Raw genomic sequence first — 23,487 nt, 5'->3', positions numbered from 1 at the left:
GGAACGTAATTCACATTGCGAAAAATTGATTCGTATATTCGTAGAGATTCGTTATTCGCTGATGGCGTACTCAGGAAGCGAAACAAAAAAAGTACTTCCTGAACCACGCGAAGTTTCAAACCAGATTTTTCCATTGAAAGTTTCAACAATACTTTTCACCATAGCAAGACCAAGACCCATTCCACCTGTCTTAGTAGTGAAGTTCGGCAGGAAAATTTTATTCATTCTGTCTTCTGCGATTCCTGTTCCGTTATCTTTTATTTTGATGATGAGCGAATTATCTTTTCGCAAGAGAGATACATCAATTTTTCCCTGCATGTTTTCAGGAATTGCCTGCAGTGCGTTCTTCAGAAGATTGTTACACACGCGGAGCATTTGTTCTTTGTCTGCGTAAACAAATGCTTCATCGAGCGAAGAATCAAAAGTAAATTCCGTGTCGGTGGAATCTTTGAAAAGAGAAATGCAGTTCTCAAGCGCGTTCTTTACATCCACTTTTTCACTTACGGTAGTCGGCATTTTAGCGAAACTTGAAAATTCGCTGGCGATAGTTGAAAGTGTTTCAATCTGTTCAATCATCGTGGCGGTGATGCGTTCAATTTTTTTATCCATATCATCCTCCTTATTCTTCCATGTGCGCTGAAGATGCTGGATGCTGAGTTTCATCGGTGTAAGCGGATTTTTTATTTCATGTGCCACTTGCTTTGCCATTTCTCTCCACGCTGTTTCTCTTTCTGATTTAGCAAGGAGTTCTGCACTCTTCTGAAGCTGGTCAATCATTCGGTTGTATTCGTTCACCAAACTTCCGATTTCATCCTGCGATTTCCATTCAATGGGCTCGTTCGCCATGCCGAGTTTTATCTTACTGAGTTTCCCTTGAATCAGTTTGAGTGGCTTTGTAAAATATTCCGAGATGGCGAGCGCGAGAATCACCGATATCACAAACAACAATACATATATATTAATGATAGCAGAAAGTATGGCAGAAATTTCTTTTTCCAGTTCGCTCTGCCGTGCGAAATACGGAATGTTCAGATAACCGAGCAAATTACCTTCATTGTTTCTGAACGAACAGTACGCAGAAAGATATTCCAGGTTCCCTATTTTTTCATCGTGGATGAATTCTATATTTTGTTTCAATGCTAAACGAAAATAGGATTCCGGGCACATCTTTCTCGAGAGCAATCCTTCGTCAAATAGTTTCATCTGCGATGAACCGGCAAGGTTGCCTTCCTTGTCATACAAACTTATGTCGGTGAGAAAAATATTTGACATTCGTTTCAGCACATAGGAAAAATAATCCGATTTGGTTTGCTTTAATTCTGTTTCACCGCCAAGTTCCTGCATTCCTTCCACAAGTGATGAAAGCATTTTATCGCGCACCCTTTGCTGTGTCTGCCGTTCGTATTGCTGTTTAATGTAGTAAACCGTTCCCGCACCAAAAAATAAAAGCGAGAACAAAACCATTGAAACCAGCACATACTGAATTCTGCTTCGGAACGAATCAACGCGGATGGTTCTCTCAAAAATGATGAAACGAAGAAAAAGAAGAATCAAAAGCATCAAACTGAAAAACGCAAACAGAAAAGAAAAGGTGGTGACCATTGCGATTCTCCCATCTTCCTTCTTGCTGATGACCACCAATGAATTATCATCCGTCATGAATGAGAGATGGCTGTAATTATCTATTTCAGAAAAAGAACTTCTTGGAAAATCTTTTCCGGAAGAACTATCAGGTAAAAAACTTTCTGCCGACAAGCTGTAAGGAAATTTCCCGTGATAAGTAATCAGTTTTCCATCTTTGTATTTTGCATAGGAATAATCCAGTAAATCAGGAGTGATTCCAAATTTTCTGTCAAGCATGAGTTCCGGAAATCCCATTTCCTCCGAAACAATTCTTGAATCAAACTCGATGAAGAGGTCGCCTATGCGATAAGAAAAAATATTTGTCTGAATCAAAGGAATGCGAGCGAGGTAAGAAATTCTCCCTTCGGAATTTGTGAGATAATAAAAACTGTTGCTCTCGGTTGGAATTCCTTCGGAAGAAATTGTTTCTTCAAAATAATTAAGGTTATCGCGGTCAGGTGATGAGCCCTGCACGATGGGGAGACAAGTCGTATCAAATACCGAAACTTTAATTTCATATTTTTCCCAGTAACCGCTGAAATATTTTGCAATGAGCTGGCGTGTGAAATTTTCTTTTTTGTCGGAAGGAAGATTGATGGGTGATTTATCCTTATGATACGGATGTGCGAGAAGATTGATGAGCGCAGTATCCGTGCTGATAGGAATTTCCACTTCTGTGAAAAGATGCTCAGCAAGCGGGTCCTGTTCGGCAGAAAGTTTCTGCGCAAAGATTTTTCTGCTCTCTTGCTCTTTCCTATCAGAAAATTTCAATACCACATGCGCGGAGAAAAATGAAATGATGAAAAGCAAAATTACAATCACCGAAAAAGAATAACGGAATTGTTTTTCCTTTGCCCACACTACAAAAGAAAAAAGAAATACAGGCCAGAAAACAAGAATGAGGTCAACGGTTCCGAGCAGATGGGAAATGACAGTAAAAACAACTGTGGATGAAATCGTAACGGTTACGATTTCTTTTCTTTTCAACTTCATCATGCGGATGATATCAATTATTTTATCCAGTAACAGGAAATAAGAAATGAAAAACAAACCGATGACGGAAAGAGCCATGTAAGTGAAAAAATTCTGGCTGAAAATATCATTGAGCGTGAACGGAATATTTGAGTTGCTGATGATTCCGGAAAAAACATAATTGATGATTCCTGAAAAAAGAAATAATAGAGTAAGTATCAGGAAAGGAAAAATCCATTTATAAATCGCACTTCTCTCGTGCTCAAAAAAATCTTTTTTAGTTTCTTCCACAGGTATATTTCTGAAAGCATAGAACGCGAGATAGAAAAACAGAACAGCATTGATCATCAAATCGCCCAGCGAACCGAGCCATGAATAAGAGGCATCGCCATATAACTCAGGGTTGAAAAGTTTTATTTCATAAAAGATTTTAGGGAAATCAATTTCAATGGTGAGGTAGCGGAGAATGATAATCGTAACTGCGAGTAGTAATGCAGACCATCCTCTGCCGATTTTGTCCTTCAGCGAATCAACTTCTGATTGCAGAAACCAAACAGAAAAAATAAATCCCAACAGGTTAAGAAGAACCGCGAGAAAAAAATTAAAAGAACTTCCTGTACTCGATGAAGGAAAAACAAGCGTGCATAAATACTCGCCTTCCTTTTCATATACATCTCCGCCTGAAGATTTTTCTACGCTGTTCTTTTGTCCGGTCTTATCTGCATCAACTCTTAATTCTACATCTGCATTTATGCCGAAGTCACTTTGAAATTCATTCGTCAGATATTTATTCTGATAAGGATATTCGCGCTTAAGCAGGATGAGTGCTAAAATTTGTTTTTCCCCTTTTGAAAGTTTTTCGATACCAAACCACCCGTTCGGGAGTTTCACTATTTTGTCGTTGAAATAATTTTGTGAAAGATAATTGCTTACCGCCACCGTATTGTCCGTCCAGAATCGGAGCGAATCATTTTCAAAAATCAGAAACACAAGTCCTTCGCGCTCAAATAAACTTTCGTAATAACCGGGTTTTTCGCTGATGAGTTCTTTATAAGTCCACTTTTTTGTTTTCTCGGCAAGTTCTGCAAGCTCCTTTTTTGCATGCTCTTCTTTTTTATCCAGAACATTTTCAAACTGTATTGCCGTTGAACTGAAATCTGAATTCCCTTCCGACAGCTGACGGATAAAAAAAGAAATGGAAAAACAAACCACTGCGGACAAAAGCAAAACAAAACGGCTTCGGAGAAAATTATTTATCTGGGAGGATTTCCGCATTGAGCAAAAGTAGGAATAAAGCAAGAATGTCTATTTTAGCAAACTGTTTATGAAAAACTTTCTCGCCAAACTTCTTGTTTTCTCTATTACCATTGCCATCATTGATTTCTGCTGGATTCGTTTCATGCCGATTGAAAAACATATTCCTCACGTGTGGATGATGTTCGCATTTTTTATTGCAGTGACTATCGCCTTCCATTTTCTTTCACTCAACGCCTCAAAAGGCAAGCCGCAGGGTTTCATCCGTTTCTATATGGGCTCAACTGCACTTCGCTTCTTTCTATATATAATGGTAATTCTGGCGTACAGATTTTATGACAAACCCACGCTGATTCCTTTCGCCATAGGGTTTATGGCGCATTATTTTTTCTTCACCGTGTTTGAAGTGCCCGTCCTTCTGAAAGAACTGAAAAAGTAATGAAGAATTTCTTCCGCCTCTTCCTGTTTTATCCGTATGATTCGTGTTGTTAATTGTCTGAGAAAAATCATTTTGCTAATTAGATGAAATGTATAGTTTTGCACCGCTTTAAAAAGAAAAATTGAATTCTATATAGAGAAAAAAATGCCAAGAAAAATCAATAAAACATTTCTGATTATTTTGATTATCGTTGGGGGTGGCTTCCTTGCTTACATCACATTTTTTACAGATTATTTATTCGTAAAAGAGAAAGATACCGAAGCGCAGGAGTTTGAGCAGTTTACAGAGAAACAAGAAGATTTCAACCCTGGTAAGTTTATCATTGATCACGTTACGGATAAGTATGAGTGGCACATTGCGGGTCCGCATGAAGGCGGAATTTCCATTCCGCTTCCTGTTATTCTTTATTCAAAAGAAAAAGGTCTGGATATTTTTCTTTCCAGCAAGTTTGAAGGCGGTGAATCTTATCACGGCTACACACTCAATCACGAAGGACACATTGAAACAACGGATGATAGTCCTTTACCCTATGATTTTTCCATTACAAAAGCGGTGATGGGAGTTTTGATCGCTTCTTTTCTTACACTGCTGATTTTTATTTTTGTTGCAAAATCATATTCACGCAGAGAAGGGCAAGCGCCAAAAGGATTCCAATCACTCATCGAACCGCTGATTATTTTCGTGCGTGACGACATTGCTAAACAATCCATAGGAGAAAAACATTACAGAAAATTCCTTCCGCTCCTGCTCACGTTTTTCTTTTTTATCTGGATAAGTAATTTCATCGGGCTGATTCCAAGTTTTCCCGGAATCATGGGGAATATTTCTGTTACATTCACGCTCGCGGCAATCGTTCTCATCATCACTTTATTCATCGGCAACAAACATTACTGGCAGCACATCTTGTGGATGCCCGGAGTTCCGGCATGGGTGAAAATATTTTTGCTCACACCGATTGAAATCATTGGCGTGTTTCAGCGCCCGTTCGTTTTAATGATTCGAATTTTTGCAAACATTGCAGCAGGACACATTGTGATTTTATCTTTCATCTGTTTGATTTTTGTTTTCAGTACAAAAAGCGATGCAGGCGGCTGGGGATTTTCTCCTGTGTCAATGGCATTCGCGCTTTTCATGAATGCGATGGAATTGCTGGTAGCATTCCTGCAGGCATTTGTATTCACGCTACTGACCGCGATGTATATCGGCTCTTGTCTGGAAGAACCCCATCACGCAGAAGAACACCATTAATAAAAACTTTGAACAATAAACTATAAACCATAAACTCAAATACAATTATGTTACTCACAACATTACTTGAAATCACATCAGGACAAGGTCTTGCGGCAATCGGCTCAGGCGCAGCAGCGGCAGGAGCCGGAATCGGAATCGGTTTAATCGGCAACGGTGCACTTAGTGCAATTGCACGCCAGCCCGAATCACTCGGAGACATCCGCGCAAACATGATTCTTGCCATTGCCTTCATTGAAGGTCCGGCTCTGTTTGCAATTGTTATCGGTATGCTCATCGGATTATAAACAGCCGTAATCGGCTATCTGTAATCAGTAATCGGTGGCTGTTCACCGATTACCATTCACCGAATACCGATTACCTAATCATAAATAATATGTTAGGAATACTATTATTAAATCCACTCCTCAGTCCTTCTTACGGATTGATCATCTGGACATTGCTTGCGTTTCTCATCGTGCTATATATTCTCAAGAAGTTAGCATGGAAGCCCATCCTGAAATCACTTCAGGAAAGAGAAGAATCCATTCAGAGTGCGCTGGATGCCGCCAGAAAAGCGCGCGAAGAAATGGCTTCGCTGAAATCAGACCACGAAAAAATTATCATAAAAGCCAGAAATGACCGTGATGTTATTCTGAAAGAAGCCAGAGAGATAAAAGAAAATATGATTCATGAAGCAAAAAGCCAAGCCAGCAAGGAAGCAGAAAAAATAGTCGCCATTGCCCGCGAAAATATCAATAACGAAAAAATGGCAGCGATAACAGAACTGAAAAACCAGGTGGCGCATCTCTCGATTGAAATTGCTGAAAAAATTCTGAAGCAGGAACTTTCTGAAAAAGACAAGCAGAAAACAATTATTAAGAATCTGCTCGAAGAAGTGAAGATGAATTGATATGAAAAGCACACGCTCAGCAGTACGTTTCGCAAAAGCACTCAAAGAACTGGCGCTTGAACAAGGCGTTTTGGAAAAAGTGTGTGACGACATGAAATTAATTCACACGGTATGCGCAAGCAATCACGAGTTTGCTGTCCTGTTGAAAAGCCCGATAATTAAAACCGACAAAAAACAATCCATACTGAGAGAAGTGTTTAAAGGAAAAATTTCCAAGCTATCGGAATTGTTTGTTCAACTGCTTGCTACAAAAAAAAGAGAATCGTTTCTGGATGCCATTGCTGAGGAATTTTTAAAACAATACAAGGAACATAAAAAGATTCTTTCCGCTGTGGTCACCACCGCTTTTGGTCTTGATGAGGATTTAAGAAAAAAAGTGCTCGATGTAATTAAAGATGGCGGACAATCAGAAGTGGAACTCATAGAAAAAACAAACGACAAACTCATTGGCGGTTTCACGTTGCAGGTAGGTGATAAAAGAGTGGATGCAAGCATCGCGAAACAAATAAGAAAACTTTCTATAGAGTTCAGTGAGAATCCGTATATAAAAGAATATTAAATCATCGAAAAACGAAACTGTACGAAAAATACGAAAAGTAAAAGCAACAACAAAAACAAACCCTGATTAGTACATTAGTACTGATTGGTAATTTAGTAGATAATATGGCAGAAGTAAAACCGGCAGAAGTATCAAACATCCTGAGACAACAGTTAGCGGGATTCAAATCCGAAAACGAACTCGAAGAAGTAGGAACCGTATTGCAGGTAGGCGATGGCATCGCGCGCATCTACGGACTCACCAAAGTTCAGTCAGGCGAGTTGATTGAATTTGAGAACGGGCTCAAAGGAGTCGTGCTCAATCTGGAAGAAGACAATGTGGGCGCAGTGCTCCTCGGCTCTTCACACGATATTAAAGAAGGCGATGTGGTAAAACGCACACGCAAGATTGCAAGCATCAACGTAACAGAAAAAATGCTTGGCAGGGTGGTGGATGCGCTCGGAAATCCCGTTGACGGAAAAGGACCACTGGAAGGACCCTTTTACGAAATGCCCATTGAACGCAAAGCGCCTGGCGTAATTTTCCGCCAGCCTGTGAACGAACCGTTGCAGACAGGCATCAAACCGATTGACTCAATGATTCCTATCGGCAGAGGACAGCGTGAATTAATTATCGGTGACCGTCAGACAGGAAAAACTGCCGTTGCCATTGACACCATCATCAACCAAAAAGAATTTTACGATAAAGGTCAGCCCGTATTTTGCATTTATGTTGCCATCAGCCAGAAAGGTTCAACCGTGGCGAACATACAGCGCGTGCTGGAAGAAAGCGGAGCCATGGCGTATACGGTAATTGTGGTCGCCACCGCTTCCGACCCCGCACCCATGCAGTTCTTCGCTCCCATGGCGGGCGCGGCAATCGGAGAATATTTCCGCGATACAGGAAGACCGGCACTGATTATCTATGATGATTTGTCAAAGCAGGCAGTGGCGTACCGCGAAGTTTCTCTTCTGCTCCGCAGACCTCCCGGGCGCGAAGCCTATCCGGGCGATGTGTTTTATCTCCACTCACGCTTACTGGAACGCGCTGCAAAAATCATCAACTCAGATGACATTGCAAAAAACATGAACGACCTTCCTCCTTCATTGAAATCAATTGTGAAAGGAGGCGGTTCATTAACGGCACTTCCTATTATTGAAACACAGGCAGGTGACGTATCGGCATACATTCCCACCAACGTGATCTCCATCACTGACGGACAAATATTTCTCGAAGCCAATCTTTTCAACGCAGGCATCCGCCCAGCCATCAACGTAGGTATCTCCGTATCGCGTGTTGGCGGAAACGCGCAGATAAAATCCATGAAGAAAGTGGCGGGAACGTTGAAACTCGATCAGGCGCAATACCGCGAACTGGAAGCATTCTCCAAATTCGGTTCCGACCTCGATGCCTCCACAAAAGCTATTTTGGAAAAAGGCGCGCGTAACGTGGAAATTCTCAAACAGCTGCAATATTCTCCCATGTCGGTGGAAAAACAAACCGCCATCATTTACTGCGGAACAAAAGGACTCTTACGCGATGTGCCATTGAACAAGGTGAAAGAGTTTGAAGTAGATTTTCTCACCCTGATAGAAGCCAAACACAAAAACGTGCTGGATGATCTGCGCGCAGGCAAACTCACAGGCGAAATCACCGACACACTCGAAGCCCTGGCAAAAGAAGTTGCCGCCAAATACAAAAAGTGACGAAGTCATTCCGAGCAAAGCGAGAAATCTCATAATACAAACGCTCATCGAAAGGTGGGCGCGCCTCTCGCTTTGCTCAAGTCGGGCTATCCGCTGCAATCCCCGCACATAAAGCAAACCCTCATTGCGAGTGGGAATCCATCCCTTCGGGAGTCGTTTCGACCGAAGCAATCTCACAAAGCATATTGCAAATTAATTTATGTGCGGAGAGGATTTCCGCTTCTATCCCTCGCGCAAACCCCGTAGGATAAATATCCAACGGGGCAAACAGCCCCCGCTTCATCAATGTTCTTTCATTTCGTCTAAGAAATCCTGCCCTTCGTCTAAATAGTTGGTTTTTTCTCTTGACAAATTCTATTTCGAGCATACATTTGTTCTTGAATTTGTCCGCTCACTCACAAAAAAAATCAAATATGAAAAAATTATTACTTCCGGTTATTTTGCTCCTTTGTGGTGCAAATTTCCTTAACGCACAAAATACATTTCCTTCAAGCGGTAATGCAGGCATTGGAACAACCACTCCAACAACGCAATTAGAAGTAAAAGGAATTACCAAAACAGACACTTTATTATTTCCTGACGGAACATTTCAAACCACAGCCACCCGCGATAGCGTTCAACTGCTGAAAGTAGGTAAGAATTCACTGGTCGTTACCGAAAAAGGCGCTATGCGTGATGACGGAGAATTGCGCATTCAAACAGCAGATACGGTCACTCAAGTTACATGCATTATCATTCCTCCTACTAGCGGTCAACAAGGTGGTGGTAGTATGATTTGTGATAGCAGCACTGTAATATTTTCTCCAAATGATAATAACACAATTATTAATGCCGGTAACATCGGCAAAGTCGGAATAGGAACTTTCTCTCCTTCTGAAAAACTTACAGTAGAAGGAACAATTCAAAGCACATTAGGAGGTTTTAAATTTCCTGATGGCACGGTGCAAACAACCGCAGGAGTTCAGCAAAATTCAAGCGCAACATTTTCTTCTGTTGCAGTAAGTAATTTAACCGGAACAGGAGACAGAATTCTTGCTGCTGATGCGAGCGGAAATTTAAAAATCTCTTCTTTTGTGCCATTAGCAGCATCTTGGGAAGTGCAGGGCAACACCATTGCACCGAATGATTTTATTGGCACACTTAATACTGCTGATTTGATTTTCAAAACAGATGTAACTGCTAATCCAACTACTGCTGAGAAAATGCGTATTACCTCGATTGGTAATGTTGGAATTGGAACAACCACCCCTTATAAAATGTTAACTGTCAATGGAGATGTTTCACTTGCAAATTACAACACAAGTGGTGGTGGAAATCCAGGCGATGGTTTTAGTGGACTGGAAATACTCGGCATGGATCAGCAACCGACAAGAAGAGGTATAGGTTTAGACCCTGACCCAAATGGTTCGTTCAACTTTTATATAAATTCTAATCAGGGTCCCTCTGCATTTAATTTCAAAAATGGATATTTTTCTCCCGCTAAAACTCTGATGACAATTGATGGGATAACAGGCAATGCCGGAATAGGTCTTTCAACTCCAAATAATACCCCCAAAGAAAAATTACAAATAGGAAATGCATTTGCTTTTCATGACGGTGGAACCGAAGCCATTTTTCACAATGCATATTTTGATGGAACAAACGATGTAACACTTATCAATGGATATGCAAATGCGATTCGTTTCAACAGTGATCCCAGCGATCCAATTTCTGGTGGAAAGATGATTTTTCAAACATCAGGAGTTCTTCCGGTGCATACTAACGGACAGATAAACTGGATTGATGCGGTGGTAATCACAAATGACGGCAAGGTTGGAATAGGAAATTCTTCTCCTTACAAGAAATTAACTGTACAAGGCGATGTTTCTCTTGTAAATTATGACGCTAATAATAATTATCAAGTATTAAATTCATTTGAGATACTTGGTAATAACGCTGTTCCTACAAGGAGAGGTATTTCTGTAGATAATGACCCTAATGGTGATGTAAATTTTTATATTCATTCTTTCCAGTCCCCATCTGCTTTTAATTTTAAGAATGGAAACGGCAATACAACTCTGATGGTTATTGGTGCCAACGGACAAGTTCGCATTGGCACTCAAAAACCAACAGGTGCCCATTCTAATGCGATGCTTTCTGTTGGAGGCAAATTTGTTTCTCAGGAATTTTATGTTACAAAACTAGCTGACTGGGCTGATTATGTACTTGAAAAAGATCACAAAAGAAAAACATACGAAGAAAGAGAAAAATCACTTAGAAAAAATAAGCATTTAGATGGTTTAAAATCTGGAAATGATATTATTACCAACGGGCTTGATGTTCCCGAAACCATGAAGGGCATTACAATGAATGTTGAGGAACTATGGCTTGACGTAATTGATTTACATAAATCAAATCAAAAATTACAGGATGAGAATATTATTTTGAAAGAACAATTAAAATTATTTTCTAAAAGAATAGAAAAACTAGAAAAGGAACAATAAATAATATAAATGATGAAACTTCTTTGCTTGATATTTTTTTCGCTATGCTTGTATTTTCATTTTACTGGCTGCGTGAAACCATGTCTAAGAAGTAGTAATGAAGATGAACACTTAGGTATCATAGCATCAGAATTTCGTATTAGTAGTAATTGTTTCAAGTTAGGGCAATCCTTATCATATCCAATGGTTGATGAATTTGTAATTGATAACGACAGCGTTTACAAATCATGGATTGACACATCCGATTTATTCTATAACCCACAATGCAGTAGTGAGGTTGTTACTCCAATTGATTTTAACACATATACATTACTAGGCAAGTATACAGAGGGGGGATGTGATGTTCAGTTTATTCGGGAAGTGCAAAAAAATGATGACGAAAAAATGTATATATATACAATAGGTGTAAATGAATGTGGTATTTGTAAGAAACTACAAATGAGTTGGAATTGGGTATTAGTCCCAAAACTGCCGCAAGGATATACTGTAAAATTTATTGTTAAGAGTATTTAAATGAAATATTTGTTTTTGATTATACTTATCTCATTTACCATAATGTCTTCTGCGAGAAATAGTAGCGATTCATTATTAAAAAAAAATAATGTATTTCTTGAATTGGGAGGTAACGGATTAAGTTATTCTTTAAACTATGAAAGAAATATATGGGATTCTTATAAAAATAATTTTTCTATGCGCATAGGTTTTGCTTTATATAAAGACCCGAAAACTGAATTTACTTTACCCATATTATTTAATTACAATAGAAGCTTATCGAAAAACAAAATTCATCACATGGAACTTGGTATTGGCACTACATTAAATTCAGATTATTCACTGTACGATGAATTTATTATAAATCCATTTATTTCTGGTCAAATTGGTTATAAATACATAAAAAATCATTTTTTGTTTCGAATGAATTATACACCCCTTATTGAAGTAGATAATGGAAGAGCATATTTGTTGGGTCTGTTTTATATATGGGGAGGTATAAGTATTGGTTACTCATTTTAAATATTTTTAAAAATGAAAAAGAAAATCATCTCATTTTTTAGTATAATTAATTGCTTTATAATTCACTTATACGGACAACCAACAATTAATTCTGAAATATATAATACATTGGATAGTAATTGGAACACTATTAATACCATTACTGTTCCTGCCCCTAACATTGATTTTGATTCTATAAAAAATTATAAAACCTATAGATATGGCGTCAAAATACCGATTGAAATTAATTTTTTCAATGTTGCTACTTTTTTTAATGTACCAAACAATGGAAAATTATTTTGTTTGAAAATAAAATCTTCTGGAGCAAATACTATTGGTGTGAAGTTTAAAAATTTTTCTTTAATAAATGGTGCGGTTTTATATGCTTACAATGAACAACATGATTTAATAGACAATCCATTAACAGAATATAATAATCAGCAACATGGTAAATATTTTTGGAGCTTATTGCCCTCTGATTTTATTACATTAGTTTACTTTCAACCAGATTCAATTAATAACTTATCTATTCTTTTAATTGAAAGCATTACATATGGATTTATTAACCCTATGGAAAATATAAAGACAATTGAACCTACAAATCCTCAAGGATTTGGATGTTTTTTTGGAAATGATGCATTATCATGCAATGATGAAGTTTATTGTATTCCATATTCTGTTCCTTCTGGCGTGCAGGATAAACTTGTAAGATCAGTATTCATGATGATTGGGGAAGAAGGTCAATGTACGGGTACATTGTTAAATCAAACACATTCTAATAAAAATTTCCTTGACCCTGTTTTTTATACAGCTAATCATTGCATACATGAAGGTAGTACTGGAGGTGGTGCTTTAATGGATTTAACTTCTCTTACTTTCTTTTTTAACTACTCTCGTCCCAATTGTAGTGCTCCCCCTTCCATTTGTTATCATTATGAACATCCTGTACAAGGTGCTCAATTTATTGCTGATAGTTATGTATTGGATCAAGCATTGTTGAAGATGAATGCAAAACCACCACCTCACTTTAATGTTTATTATTCCGGCTGGTCTACGTCAGTTCAAATACCTTTTCAAGCCCAATATTATGGTATTCATCATCCGAAAGGTGATGACAAAAAAATATCCCGTGCAAATTTCCTGACCGTAGGTAATTTTGCTACACGCTATAGAGTTTTTTGGACAAATGGTGTAACTGAGAAGGGATCTTCTGGTTCACCATTTTATAATTTTAACCAGAGAGTAATTGGTGCATTATCAGGTGGATCTTCTGGATGCACTATTACCGGACCTGATTTCTATGGTAAGTTTAGAAATTTCTGGCTTGCAAAACAAAGCGTCAGACAGACCTTAAATCCTGTTAGTGGAGCGACCATAGGAATTCCCGGTGGAGAAGTATATTGTTATTTTTCTCTTACTGATTTATGTGGAGACTATTGGCCAGCAGGCAATTATCAACCAAATAATTCAATAGTGTTAAGGTCTTCAACAATTATTACACTCAGCAGTCCAACATGCCCTGGTTTAGTTGTAAAATCAGGTGCTGATTTCACTTTTCAGGCAGGTGATATTGTCGCTGTTACGCCTAATTCAATATTCAGTATTGAACCTAATGCTGTTGTTTCTATACCGCCCCCAACCCCTTGTACTCCTATGAGAACAATGGATGGAGAGACAGAATATGAGTATGAAGATGAATACGAGAATGATAATATTATTGATTCAACACGAATTATTAACGCATCAATTGCCCCAAATCCATCTAACGGCAAATTCACCATTCAAATCCCAGAGCAAGATGAATTAGGAGATGTTAACTACCATTTAGAAATCTACAACCCCCTCGGAGAAAAAGTATATCAATCATCAATAGTCAATCAACAATTAACAATTGATTTATCCGATAAATCAAAAGGTATCTACTTCATAAAAATAATAAGCAAAGAAAATCTATTTACTGAAAAAATTATCATTCAGTAATTATAACAGTAAGCGGGCAAAACAAAAAGGCGTTCCGAAAATCCAGAACGCCTTTTAATTTTTTAGTCCAACAAGTCCTTCCCTTCGGGAAGGATTTAGGATGGGCTTTGGCTTCCTAACTCGTCACCCGCACCGTCACCTCCGCCCCATTCACCCCATCCCCATTCACCCCATCCCCATTCGTAAACGTAATCGTTGAACCAAACGTATTCGCAATCACATCATCCGGATTCAAAACCACATTCGTAGCACGCGTAGCAGGCAAAGGAGGTACAGGTGGAGGCACAGCACAAGGACTGCTCCCCGAACACACACGCACCGCAGTTTCAGAAATATTCGTAATCGGAGAATTAGCCCTCACGCCCGTCACCGTTTCACTCGTCCCCGCAGCAATCACAACCGTCTTCGTACTCGCACCCGCACCACTCACCAATTCCTTCACACTCGAAAAAGTAAAACGCTCACGCTTCGCCCCATTCTTCCTATAAATTTTCTGACCATCCTCATCCAGCAAAGCCACCGCCTTATCCAAAGCATTGTTCGCCTTCACCTTCGCATCCCCCTGCTCCTCATTATCCTGCTGCGCATCCTTAAACTGCTCAAACAAACCATCAAAAGTAGTCCTCGCTGTTTCAAACAAACCCGTTGCCCCCGCAAATCCCGAAGGCATTCCACCCGGGCTCGTCAACGTAGCCCCATTATCTGCAATAAATTTTTTCCCCGCCTCCATCAGCGCACTTACTTCCTCCCAATTATTCTCACCCGCCTTCTCATAATGCGTACTGCCCGCGCCCTCCAATTTCGTCTTCCAAAGTTTTTCCTTAAAACCCTTTTTAATATACCCCTCCAAACTCTGCCATTTGATAAGGCACTCATCAGCCCCCTCCTTCAACTCAACCCCGAGCGTTTCACTCGCCTCATCCCGCTGTTGAAAATCAGGCATCGCCTTTGCCGCCTTCACAGCAGCGATGTTCGCATTCCCAAAAGCCACATCATAATTCGTGTTCTCAGCTGCAAAGTCAGCCACATTTTCAAGATAAGAAAACCATATCAGCAAACAAATCTGATAAAGTTCCTGCTGCGTGCAGCTATATTCCGGTTTCGGACGAGGTTCTGTAAGTGCCATGTTCAATAGTTTTTTTGATTAGGATAGAACATTAACAAACACCGCGCCAAACGGTGATCGGAAAGCCAATATTCGTAATCGGAAAGGCAATATTCACAATCCCAACGCTCCAATTTACAATCCCAACGCTCCAATTCCCAATCTGAACGCTCCAATTCCTAATCTGAACGCTCCAATTCCTAATCTGAACGCTCCAATTCACAATCTCAAAGCCAATATTCTCTATCGAAAACATAATATCTTCCATCAAAACATCAATACTTTCAATCGAAACATAAATATTCTATTTCGAAAACATTCCCTCCACTTTGGGACAACCGTAGGTTGTGAGCGTAGCTCAACAAAGGGAGAGGGGAAAAAAGGGGCAACCCATCCCAAACAAAATAACCTCCAAAATCCCTCCAGAATCATTTCTTTATCTTTACTGCGTGAAGATATTATTGGTAGAAGACGAAACCGCACTTGGCGAATCGGTTCTTGCTTTTCTGAAAAAGGAAGGGCACGTTTGCGAATGGGTGAAAAATTTCTCCTCAGGCGATGAAAAAGTCTCCCTGTATAAATACGATTGCGCACTCATTGACATCGGTCTGCCGGGCGGAAGCGGACTTGACATTGTGAAAACCTTAAAGAAGAACAATTCCAAAACAGGTATCATCATCATCTCGGCTAAAAACTCTCTTGATGATAAAATTGTCGGGTTGGATTTAGGCGCAGATGACTATATCACCAAACCCTTTCATCTGGCAGAACTCAACTCCCGCCTCAATTCCGTTCTCCGAAGGAGAAACTTTGAAGGAAGCAATGAAATAGTTTTTGAAAAACTGAAAATCATTCCCGATAAGCAGGAAGTTTTTGTGAATGGAAAAATAACAACACTCACCAAAAAAGAATTTGACCTGCTTTTGTTCTTCCTCTCCAACAAAAACAGAGTAGTGACCAAAGAATCCATTGCCGAACACATCTGGGGAGACGAAATGGACATGGCAGATTCATTTGACTTCATTTACTCGCACATAAAAAACCTCCGCAAAAAAATAACAGATGCCGGAGGAGATGATTACATTAAATCAGTTTACGGAATGGGATACAAATTTTCCGCGCAATGAAGTTGCTCACCAAAACAACCATCCTCTATCTCTCTATGACATTGCTCCTCTTTACCATTGGCGGAATCATATTTTATTTCTCTCTTCGCACTATCATTGATGAAAATATTTCTGAAAATCTGGAACAAACGCAGCAACAAGTGCTTGACTATGTAAGAAAAAACGGAGTGCTGCCTGCCCAACCTTCTGTCGGAAGCGAGTTGCTCCTCTTCACCCCGGCAGATATTACGGTGAAAGATGAACTAAGAGATACATTTTTTTACAGTTCATACGAAGAAGAAGAATTACCCTACCGCGAACTTATATTTTCTGTAAAAACGAATGAAGGACTCTTCACCGCCATAGCAGGAAAACCCATTGTTGAATCGGACGACCTGATTGAAAGCGTGGCAAACTCATTAGGCATCGTAGCGGGGATACTGCTGATTGTTTTATTCCTGCTCAACTGGTGGCTTTCAAAAGAAATGTGGAAACCATTTTACAAAACACTTGACGGACTGAGAAAATTTGATCTGGGAAAAAAGGAAACGCTGAACTTTTCGCCAACCACCATTTCAGAATTCAAAATGCTGAACGAAGAAATAAAAAAGATGACAGAAAAAATGCAAAGCGACTACCGGAATCTGAAGGAGTTCACCGAAAATGCTTCTCACGAAATTCAAACACCGCTTGCCATCATCCGAGCTAAACTCGAACTGATGATACAGTCAGAAAACATCCCTCAGGAACAAATGAAGATGATTCAGGATGTATACGAAAGCACCAACCGATTGTCTAAACTTAATCAATCACTTCTGCTCCTTGCAAAAATTGAGAACCGCCAGTTCCAGGAAGAACAGCAAATTGATTTGAAAAATATTATAGAGAAAAAACTGGAGCAGTTTGAAGACATGATTGCGTTCAAGCATCTTCACCTCTTCCCTGCCCTATCCGAAAGAAAGGGAGTTGCACTTAAGATGAACGCTCAGTTAGCTGACATTTTGATTTCAAACATTATCGGAAATGCCATCAAGCACAACATCCATGGAGGAAAAACAATCATTGACCTAAAAAGTAATACGCTCACTGTTTCCAATTCAGGAAACCCGCTTGACATTCCGGGCGAAAAACTGTTTGAACGATTTCAAAAGGGAACTTCATCATCAGAATCTGTCGGACTTGGGCTTTCTATCGTAAAACAAATCTGCGACACGTATCATTATAAAATAAACTATTCCTATGCAGCGGGAATGCATACTGTTTCTGTTTCTTTCTGAAAAATCCAAAATGTCTTCAGAATCATACCGCACCTTTGTATTATGAAAAACAAACTAACACAAACACTAAAAAACAAAATCACAATGAAAAAACTAATCTTAGCAGCAATTCTACTCGGAATCTTCTCAGTATCTGCATTTGCTTTTAGCGGTGATGATGCTCCCGCTGCAGTAAAAGCAAGTTTTGCCAAACTTTATCCCAACGTAACAAAAGTGAAATGGGGAAAAGAAGATGCCAACTACGAAGCAGAATTCGATGTGAACAAAGTAGAAACTTCCTGCTTGTTTGACGCAAGCGGAAACCTGTTGGAGACAGAAACTGAAATTGATATTTCGGCTCTGCCAAAAGGAGTTTCTGACTATGTTTCAAAAAATTATGCAGGAGAAAAAATCAAAGAGGCATCAAAAATTGTTGACTCAGAAAATACAACTACTTACGAAGCAGAAGTAAAAGCTGGCGATTTGATCTTTGATGCAAACGGAACCTTCATGAAGAAAGTAGTTGAGCAGAAAGATGATGATGACGAAAAGGATGAGAAGAAATAAATAATATCTTTTACTCAGAAACCCCTTTTGAAAAACTCAAAGGGGGTTTTTATTTATACACGAACACCAATGAGCAGAATATCGTCTACCTGTTCACGTTTGTTTTTCCATTCTTCAAGGGTACAGTCAAAAATCATTTCCTGCTCGCGCATATTTTTATCCTGAACAGAAAGGATCAAATCCATCATTCGCTTCACCATGAATTTTTTACCATGGTCGCCACCGAACTGGTCGGTATAGCCGTCTGTAAAAATATAAAAGGCATCACCTTTATTTAATTGGATGGTATGATTAGTGAAAGTCTTCTGCTCGTCTGACTTTTCTCCGCCAATGGATTGCTTATCGGCTTTTATTTCTTCCATGGTTTTGGTTGCACTTCTTGTAATAAACAGATTCCTGAATGCTCCGGCAAATTCAAGTGTGTTGGTTTGCAAATCAAGTGCGCAAAGAGCTAAGTCCATTCCGTCTTTCGTATCGGTTTTAGATGAAGAATCCTGCTTAAGAGCAGTCCGCACACTGTCGTGAAGTTTGCGCAGGATTTCTGAAGGGGTAGATATTTCTTTTCCCTTAATAATTTCATTGAGCGCGTCATTTCCTATCATGCTCATGAAAGCTCCGGGCACTCCATGCCCGGTGCAATCCACCGCCCCGATGATGATTTTATTCTTTGCTTCCGCGTAATAATAAAAATCTCCGCTCACAATATCTTTGGGTTTGTAAAGAATGAAAAAATCATTAAGCTGTGTGGCAATTTCCTCCCTGTCAACCAGCATAGCCGTCTGGATTCTTCGTGCATAGTTAATGCTGGCGGTTATGTCTTTGTTTTTTTCTTCAATGATTTTATTTTTTTCTTCCAGCGCGATATTGATTTTTTGTTTTTGCTTATATCCCCTGAAAAGAATGAATGCAAAGACAAGCGAAACAACTAATCCGCAAAACACAAACAATAAAATTATTTTTTGCCGTTTGCTTTCTGAAGCAGTGAGCGCTTCCTGGTTTTCTTTTTCTTTATTAAGAAGTTCGATTTCTTTTTGTTTTTTCTCTGTTTCATACCTCGTTTGCATTTCGGTCATCTGCAAATTGCTTTCTTCGTTGAACACACTGTCTTTTATCTGAGAATACAATTTGTGATACTGGTATGCTTCTTTGAAGTTTTCCATAGCGGAATCGCAGACAGAAAGAGCAATATACGCGCTCATCATGGCGGGCTTGGCGTTTATCTCTTTTGCTAAGCCAAGCGACTTCAGCTGATATTCTTTTGCATCCTTCAAACGATTTTGTTTCAGGTACAAACTCCCAATGCTGTTGTATGAATCAGACATTCCCTGTTTGTCTCCTAGTTCTTTTCGAATGTCAAACGACTTCAGGTAATACACCAGCGCTTTATTGAAATCGCCTTGTTCCACTGATATAATTCCAATGTTCCCGTAAGAATCGGCTTCGCCCTGTTTATCGCCAAGCTCTTTTGTGATTTCCAAATCCTTAAAATAATATTCGAGCGCTTTGGAAAAATCACGCTTCTGCGCGTAAACGAGACCCATGTTATTGTAAGAATCTGCCATTCCTTTTTTACTTCCGAGTTCCTGAAACAGCTTTAAGTCCTTCAGATAAAACTCCAGCGCCTTGTCGTTATCTCCTTTGAGAAAATGGATGTTGCCCACGTTTCCATAGGCGGAAGCCAGCCCTTTCTTATCTCCGAGTTCTTCTTTTATCGCCACTGACCTGAAATAAAAATCAAGCGCCTTGTCATAATCACCACGCTGTGCGTGAATGTTGCCGATGCTGTTCAGCGAAGTTCCCATTCCTTGTTTATCGCCAAGCTCTGTTGAGATGGATAAATCTTTTGCAAAATAATCGAGCGCTTTGTCATAGTCGCCCACATTCGCTTTTATCGAACCGAGCGCATGAAAGGCATTTGCAATTCCGGATTTGAAATTAAGTTGCGTTGCAAGTTTCAATGCCTGTTCCGCATAATCAATTCCTTTGCCGGGCTCGCTGTGCTGAAGAAGCCATGCGAGGGAGTTGAGGGTGTTTACGCGGGAGGTATCAACAGCAAGGGACGAGGGACGAGAGACGAGAGACGAGGGACGAGATAACTTTTGTGAGAGAGTCGATTTTGTTTTGCTGAGCAAGAGAGGTATAAGGTATAAGGTATAGGGGAATAAGGAACATCAAATAACGAACAATCGAATTAAGAAAAAAAGAAAAAGAATATTTGAAAAAGATTTTTCATGGGGATAGCGGAACACAAATGTAATTTTTTTGCGTTAGGGATAGCAGCGGAAATCCTTTGGCGAAATAGATTCTTCGTTTCACTCAGAATGACAAACACCAAAGATTGCAGTCCCGCCCAAAGTGGCGGGATAAACTCCTAGCCCGCCCGAGTCATCGAGGGAACGCCCAAGTCACAAGTCTCAAGTTTCAAGCTCCAAGTCTCAAGTCCCAAGAAGCAGCCGGCATCGGCTGTTCCCTTGGAATTTGGAATTTGGAACTTCTGTATTCTATCCCCCGCACTTTGTGTCGCCCCATCATCAAGGGGGAAAGATTATCTTTGCTTACCTTTTTAACCTTCTATATGATCACCACTGAACAACTCAGAGATTTGAAAGACCGCAGGGAAGCGTTAAGGAGGCATCTTTGACGTGGAGAAACTTTCCATGGAGATTGCTGAACTGGAGTCAAAGACGCACAACCCCGATTTCTGGAACCATCCGAAAAAAGCCGAAGAGATTCTGCGTGAGATAAAGCAGAAGAAGTTCTGGACTCATTCTTTTTCTCAGGTGTGCAGGCACGTTGATGATGTGGAAGTGCTTTTTGATTTCTACAAGCAGAACGAAGCAACTGAAAAAGATGTGGACAAGCAATTTACGTTCACGCTTAAATCGGTGGAAGAACTTGAATTCAAAAACATGCTGGGGGAAAAAGAAGACGCGCTCAGCGCGGTGCTTCAGATAAATTCGGGCGCGGGCGGAACAGAAAGCTGCGACTGGGCGGGCATGCTCATGCGCATGTATATGATGTGGGGAGAAAAGAACGGATACAAAGTTACGGAACAAGACAGGCAGACAGGCGATATTGCGGGAGTGAAATCGGTTACGCTTCAGTTTGACGGAGATTTTTCTTACGGATATCTGAAAGGAGAGAATGGAGTTCACCGCCTGGTGAGGATTTCTCCGTTTGATTCAAACGCACGCAGGCACACTTCGTTTGCTTCGGTATATGTGTATCCGCTGGTGGATGACTCGATTGAAATTGAAGTGAAAGAATCTGACCTGGAAATTCAAACCTCGCGCTCGGGAGGCGCTGGCGGGCAGAATGTAAATAAAGTGGAAACGAAAGTGCAGATGAAACACGTTCCGTCAGGAATTGTGGTGGTGTGCCAGGTGGAGCGCTCGCAACTGGCAAACCGTGAACGCGCGCTGAAGATGCTGAAGAGCCAACTCTATGAAGTGGAGCTGCGCAAGCGCAGGGAAAAATCGGATGCGGTGGAAGCCAACAAGAAAAAAATTGAGTGGGGCTCGCAAATCCGCAACTATGTTTTGCATCCGTACAAACTGGTGAAGGATTTGCGCACGGATTACGAAACATCCAACGCGCAGGGAGTTCTGGACGGGAATCTGGATGAGTTCATTAAAAAATATCTGATGGAGTTTGGGGGGAAGAATTAAGGGAAAGCCCCAAGTCACAAGTTTCAAACTCCAAGTTGAAGTCCCAAGTACCAAGCACCAAATTCCAAGGAACAGCCAATGTTGTATTTCTTGGGACTTGGAATTTGGAATTTGGAACTTCTGCATTCTATCCCACCATAACAAAAATCACATCACTGTCCAACCCTCTGCCGGCAGCGTTGAAGCAATACATTTTCGCATAAATGCGATTTCCGCTGGGCAGCCCGCGAATGGTTTTTTTGCGATCCTTGCTCGCATCAATCACAATGAAGGGCGAACCGATGGGAATGGGACCGGGACCCGATGCGCTGCCCCCGATAATAAGCTGGGTGCCAACAGTAGTTACCGGAATAGCAGGGTCGGTGGAGAGCACCGCCACATAACTTTCGGCATCGGGCACCGCGTTGCAGGTAAAGATAACCGCACCGCTTTCATCCGTGTGAATAAATTTTTGACCTGTTGGTTTGGCAGGCGCAAGGTGTGCCGTGCGCGCTGTATCAGTAGGAGTGAAACCCGCGCTGGTGATTTTCACCGTATCGCCCAGCGCAATGCTGTCTACATAATTAGCGAGCGAGCGCATGGTATTGTCCCACACCAATAATGCCGCATCGCGGGCTACTGTTTGGGCAGGACCTCCGCCTTCGGCAGCCAGTTCGGCTGTTTCAAGCGTGTTGGTTACGGTGGTAACGGTTGCCAGCGAGGGAACAGGCGTTACAAAGTTTGCGTTGCCCGTCATGTTCACCACGCGGTCTCTTGCATAGATGATTTTTGCCTGAACGGGTAATTCGATAAAAATGGTCTTGTTTACTTTTGCTGTTGGCATAATAATAAAGGTTAGAGGTTATAGGTTACAGGTTGAAGGTTGAAGGTTTATTTTTTTGTTTTTTTTGATGATTCGCTTCAGTTTATGGATGGGATGCTACGGATGATGCTTCGGTTGCTACAGTTGATGCTTCGGTTGTTACGGATGATGCTTCGGTTATCGCAGATGATGCTTCGGTTGTTACAGATGATGCTTCGGTTGTTACAGATGATGCTTCGGTTGTTACGGATGATGCTTCGGTTGCTACAGTTGATGCTTCGGTTGTTACAGTTGATGCTTCGGTTGTTTAAGTTGTCCCTTGTCCCTTGTCTTTCGTCCCTCGTTCCTTGCCAGTTCATGCTTGGATTGTTATTCGTCATTTATTGTCTAATTGTTTTTTATCTTCTTCGCTGATAAAAGTAATCTGGTAATAGGTTTTTCCCAGTGCAAATCCCAGCGCAAGCAAATGCGGATGGTCTAAATCGTTTTGCGCCTTTTTGAAATTAATAATACATGGGCGCGAAACCCCAATGGCTTTTGCCAGTTCGCTGTTTCCTGTTTCTGATTTTATGACCCACATCCGCACCCGTTCATTTAAAAACGCAGTGTACGCTTTTGCTCTTTTGTTTAACACCCTGCTCATTTGAGTGCAAGGTAAAACACAGTTGCGTAAAGTTCACTTTACAAAATGCAGGCAGGTGGAGGGATAAAAATGGGTGTACGACATTTTGCACTTCTCAGCGTTCTCTGCGGGCTGTTTCTTTGCGAACTCTGCGGTAAAGGCTGTTAAAAAATACAGTAACCGCAGAGAGCGCGGAGATTTACGCAGAGAACCGCAGAGGAATTGAGATAGGT

General features: G+C 40.5%; 20 protein-coding genes. 14 read left to right on the top strand and 6 right to left on the bottom strand.

Annotation, left to right across the window (positions count from 1 at the left end):
- Positions 1 to 51 precede the first annotated feature (51 nt).
- Positions 52 to 3,870: a GHKL domain-containing protein gene (locus HY841_10095; GenBank protein MBI4931103.1), complete on the bottom strand. Its 3,819-nt coding sequence runs from the start codon at positions 3,868 to 3,870 to the stop codon at positions 52 to 54.
- A 49-nt stretch (positions 3,871 to 3,919) separates the two neighbouring features.
- Here HY841_10095 and HY841_10090 point away from each other — a divergent pair, with 49 nt between their 5' ends.
- The 10 genes from HY841_10090 (at position 3,920) to HY841_10045 (ending at position 14,128) form a co-directional block, all read left to right on the top strand.
- A complete protein-coding gene (locus tag HY841_10090) occupies positions 3,920 to 4,288 on the top strand; it encodes a hypothetical protein (protein ID MBI4931102.1) in 369 nt (122 codons plus the stop codon).
- A gap of 144 nt (positions 4,289 to 4,432) precedes the next feature.
- Positions 4,433 to 5,536 (top strand): F0F1 ATP synthase subunit A, encoded by a 1,104-nt coding sequence (gene atpB / locus HY841_10085; protein ID MBI4931101.1) that lies wholly within the window; start codon positions 4,433 to 4,435, stop codon positions 5,534 to 5,536.
- A 47-nt stretch (positions 5,537 to 5,583) separates the two neighbouring features.
- A complete protein-coding gene (locus HY841_10080; protein ID MBI4931100.1) occupies positions 5,584 to 5,823 on the top strand; it encodes a F0F1 ATP synthase subunit C in 240 nt (79 codons plus the stop codon).
- Between the two features lie 89 nt (positions 5,824 to 5,912).
- The gene (gene atpF, locus HY841_10075; GenBank protein ID MBI4931099.1) at positions 5,913 to 6,428 is read left to right on the top strand and encodes a F0F1 ATP synthase subunit B; all 516 of its coding nucleotides are present in this window, start codon (positions 5,913 to 5,915) and stop codon (positions 6,426 to 6,428) included.
- 1 nt (position 6,429) lies between these two features.
- Entirely contained in the window at positions 6,430 to 6,987 is a 558-nt protein-coding gene (atpH, locus tag HY841_10070; protein ID MBI4931098.1) for an ATP synthase F1 subunit delta, read from the top strand.
- Between the two features lie 104 nt (positions 6,988 to 7,091).
- Positions 7,092 to 8,672: a F0F1 ATP synthase subunit alpha gene (locus HY841_10065; protein ID MBI4931097.1), complete on the top strand. Its 1,581-nt coding sequence runs from the start codon at positions 7,092 to 7,094 to the stop codon at positions 8,670 to 8,672.
- A 413-nt stretch (positions 8,673 to 9,085) separates the two neighbouring features.
- Positions 9,086 to 11,155 carry a hypothetical protein gene (locus HY841_10060; protein ID MBI4931096.1) on the top strand — a complete coding sequence of 690 codons (2,070 nt, stop codon included), beginning with the start codon at positions 9,086 to 9,088 and terminating at the stop codon, positions 11,153 to 11,155.
- 9 nt (positions 11,156 to 11,164) lie between these two features.
- Positions 11,165 to 11,668, top strand: a complete 504-nt coding sequence (locus HY841_10055) for a hypothetical protein (GenBank protein MBI4931095.1) — start codon at positions 11,165 to 11,167, stop codon at positions 11,666 to 11,668.
- Between the two features lie 15 nt (positions 11,669 to 11,683).
- Positions 11,684 to 12,169 (top strand): hypothetical protein, encoded by a 486-nt coding sequence (locus HY841_10050; protein MBI4931094.1) that lies wholly within the window; start codon positions 11,684 to 11,686, stop codon positions 12,167 to 12,169.
- A 12-nt stretch (positions 12,170 to 12,181) separates the two neighbouring features.
- Positions 12,182 to 14,128, top strand: a complete 1,947-nt coding sequence (locus tag HY841_10045) for a T9SS type A sorting domain-containing protein (GenBank protein MBI4931093.1) — start codon at positions 12,182 to 12,184, stop codon at positions 14,126 to 14,128.
- A 115-nt stretch (positions 14,129 to 14,243) separates the two neighbouring features.
- Here the strand turns inward: HY841_10045 and HY841_10040 are convergent, their stop codons facing one another.
- Positions 14,244 to 15,254, bottom strand: a complete 1,011-nt coding sequence (locus tag HY841_10040) for a hypothetical protein (GenBank protein ID MBI4931092.1) — start codon at positions 15,252 to 15,254, stop codon at positions 14,244 to 14,246.
- A 428-nt stretch (positions 15,255 to 15,682) separates the two neighbouring features.
- Here HY841_10040 and HY841_10035 point away from each other — a divergent pair, with 428 nt between their 5' ends.
- From HY841_10035 to HY841_10025, 3 genes are read left to right on the top strand one after another with little or no spacing between them, the layout of a single operon-like run.
- Positions 15,683 to 16,360, top strand: coding sequence for a response regulator transcription factor (locus HY841_10035; GenBank protein MBI4931091.1), 678 nt, complete (start codon positions 15,683 to 15,685; stop codon positions 16,358 to 16,360).
- A complete protein-coding gene (locus HY841_10030; protein MBI4931090.1) occupies positions 16,357 to 17,616 on the top strand; it encodes a HAMP domain-containing histidine kinase in 1,260 nt (419 codons plus the stop codon). The genes HY841_10035 and HY841_10030 overlap by 4 nt, the downstream gene beginning before the upstream one ends.
- Positions 17,617 to 17,658: 42 nt before the next feature.
- On the top strand, positions 17,659 to 18,162 hold the full coding sequence (locus tag HY841_10025) for a PepSY-like domain-containing protein (GenBank protein ID MBI4931089.1): 504 nt from the start codon (positions 17,659 to 17,661) through the stop codon (positions 18,160 to 18,162).
- 53 nt (positions 18,163 to 18,215) lie between these two features.
- On the opposite strand, the gene HY841_10020 is transcribed toward HY841_10025, so the two are convergent.
- Positions 18,216 to 20,294: a tetratricopeptide repeat protein gene (locus HY841_10020; protein MBI4931088.1), complete on the bottom strand. Its 2,079-nt coding sequence runs from the start codon at positions 20,292 to 20,294 to the stop codon at positions 18,216 to 18,218.
- Between the two features lie 443 nt (positions 20,295 to 20,737).
- Here HY841_10020 and prfB point away from each other — a divergent pair.
- A protein-coding gene (gene prfB / locus HY841_10015) for a peptide chain release factor 2 (protein ID MBI4931087.1) occupies positions 20,738 to 21,830 on the top strand; the annotation gives its coding sequence in 2 pieces (ribosomal slippage) (positions 20,738 to 20,800 and positions 20,802 to 21,830; 1,092 coding nt in all).
- A 127-nt stretch (positions 21,831 to 21,957) separates the two neighbouring features.
- Here the strand turns inward: prfB and HY841_10010 are convergent.
- The 3 genes from HY841_10010 to HY841_10000 all read right to left on the bottom strand — a co-directional run bounded on the left by HY841_10010 (position 21,958) and on the right by HY841_10000 (position 23,275).
- Positions 21,958 to 22,653, bottom strand: coding sequence for a hypothetical protein (locus tag HY841_10010; protein MBI4931086.1), 696 nt, complete (start codon positions 22,651 to 22,653; stop codon positions 21,958 to 21,960).
- Between the two features lie 77 nt (positions 22,654 to 22,730).
- A complete protein-coding gene (locus HY841_10005) occupies positions 22,731 to 23,012 on the bottom strand; it encodes a hypothetical protein (protein ID MBI4931085.1) in 282 nt (93 codons plus the stop codon).
- Positions 23,009 to 23,275: a hypothetical protein gene (locus HY841_10000; GenBank protein ID MBI4931084.1), complete on the bottom strand. Its 267-nt coding sequence runs from the start codon at positions 23,273 to 23,275 to the stop codon at positions 23,009 to 23,011. Before HY841_10000 ends, HY841_10005 begins: the two co-directional genes overlap by 4 nt.
- Positions 23,276 to 23,487 lie beyond the last annotated feature (212 nt).

This window comes from Bacteroidota bacterium (assembly GCA_016213405.1).
GTDB lineage: Bacteria > Bacteroidota > Bacteroidia > Palsa-948 > Palsa-948 > Palsa-948.
This window is presented reverse-complemented; position numbering and strand designations above follow the sequence as displayed.

Excerpts from the sequence above, each read along its gene's own strand:
- HY841_10095 (MBI4931103.1), bottom strand. The coding sequence starts at position 3,870 with ATGCGGAAATCCTCCCAGATAAATAATTTTCTCCGAAGCCGTTTTGTT.
- HY841_10090 (MBI4931102.1), top strand. The coding sequence starts at position 3,920 with ATGAAAAACTTTCTCGCCAAACTTCTTGTTTTCTCTATTACCATTGCC.
- atpB (MBI4931101.1), top strand. The coding sequence starts at position 4,433 with ATGCCAAGAAAAATCAATAAAACATTTCTGATTATTTTGATTATCGTT.
- HY841_10080 (MBI4931100.1), top strand. The coding sequence starts at position 5,584 with ATGTTACTCACAACATTACTTGAAATCACATCAGGACAAGGTCTTGCG.
- atpF (MBI4931099.1), top strand. The coding sequence starts at position 5,913 with ATGTTAGGAATACTATTATTAAATCCACTCCTCAGTCCTTCTTACGGA.
- atpH (MBI4931098.1), top strand. The coding sequence starts at position 6,430 with ATGAAAAGCACACGCTCAGCAGTACGTTTCGCAAAAGCACTCAAAGAA.
- HY841_10065 (MBI4931097.1), top strand. The coding sequence starts at position 7,092 with ATGGCAGAAGTAAAACCGGCAGAAGTATCAAACATCCTGAGACAACAG.
- HY841_10060 (MBI4931096.1), top strand. The coding sequence starts at position 9,086 with ATGAAAAAATTATTACTTCCGGTTATTTTGCTCCTTTGTGGTGCAAAT.
- HY841_10055 (MBI4931095.1), top strand. The coding sequence starts at position 11,165 with ATGATGAAACTTCTTTGCTTGATATTTTTTTCGCTATGCTTGTATTTT.
- HY841_10045 (MBI4931093.1), top strand. The coding sequence starts at position 12,182 with ATGAAAAAGAAAATCATCTCATTTTTTAGTATAATTAATTGCTTTATA.
- HY841_10040 (MBI4931092.1), bottom strand. The coding sequence starts at position 15,254 with ATGGCACTTACAGAACCTCGTCCGAAACCGGAATATAGCTGCACGCAG.
- HY841_10030 (MBI4931090.1), top strand. The coding sequence starts at position 16,357 with ATGAAGTTGCTCACCAAAACAACCATCCTCTATCTCTCTATGACATTG.
- HY841_10025 (MBI4931089.1), top strand. The coding sequence starts at position 17,659 with ATGAAAAACAAACTAACACAAACACTAAAAAACAAAATCACAATGAAA.
- HY841_10010 (MBI4931086.1), bottom strand. The coding sequence starts at position 22,653 with ATGCCAACAGCAAAAGTAAACAAGACCATTTTTATCGAATTACCCGTT.
- HY841_10005 (MBI4931085.1), bottom strand. The coding sequence starts at position 23,012 with ATGACGAATAACAATCCAAGCATGAACTGGCAAGGAACGAGGGACGAA.
- HY841_10000 (MBI4931084.1), bottom strand. The coding sequence starts at position 23,275 with ATGAGCAGGGTGTTAAACAAAAGAGCAAAAGCGTACACTGCGTTTTTA.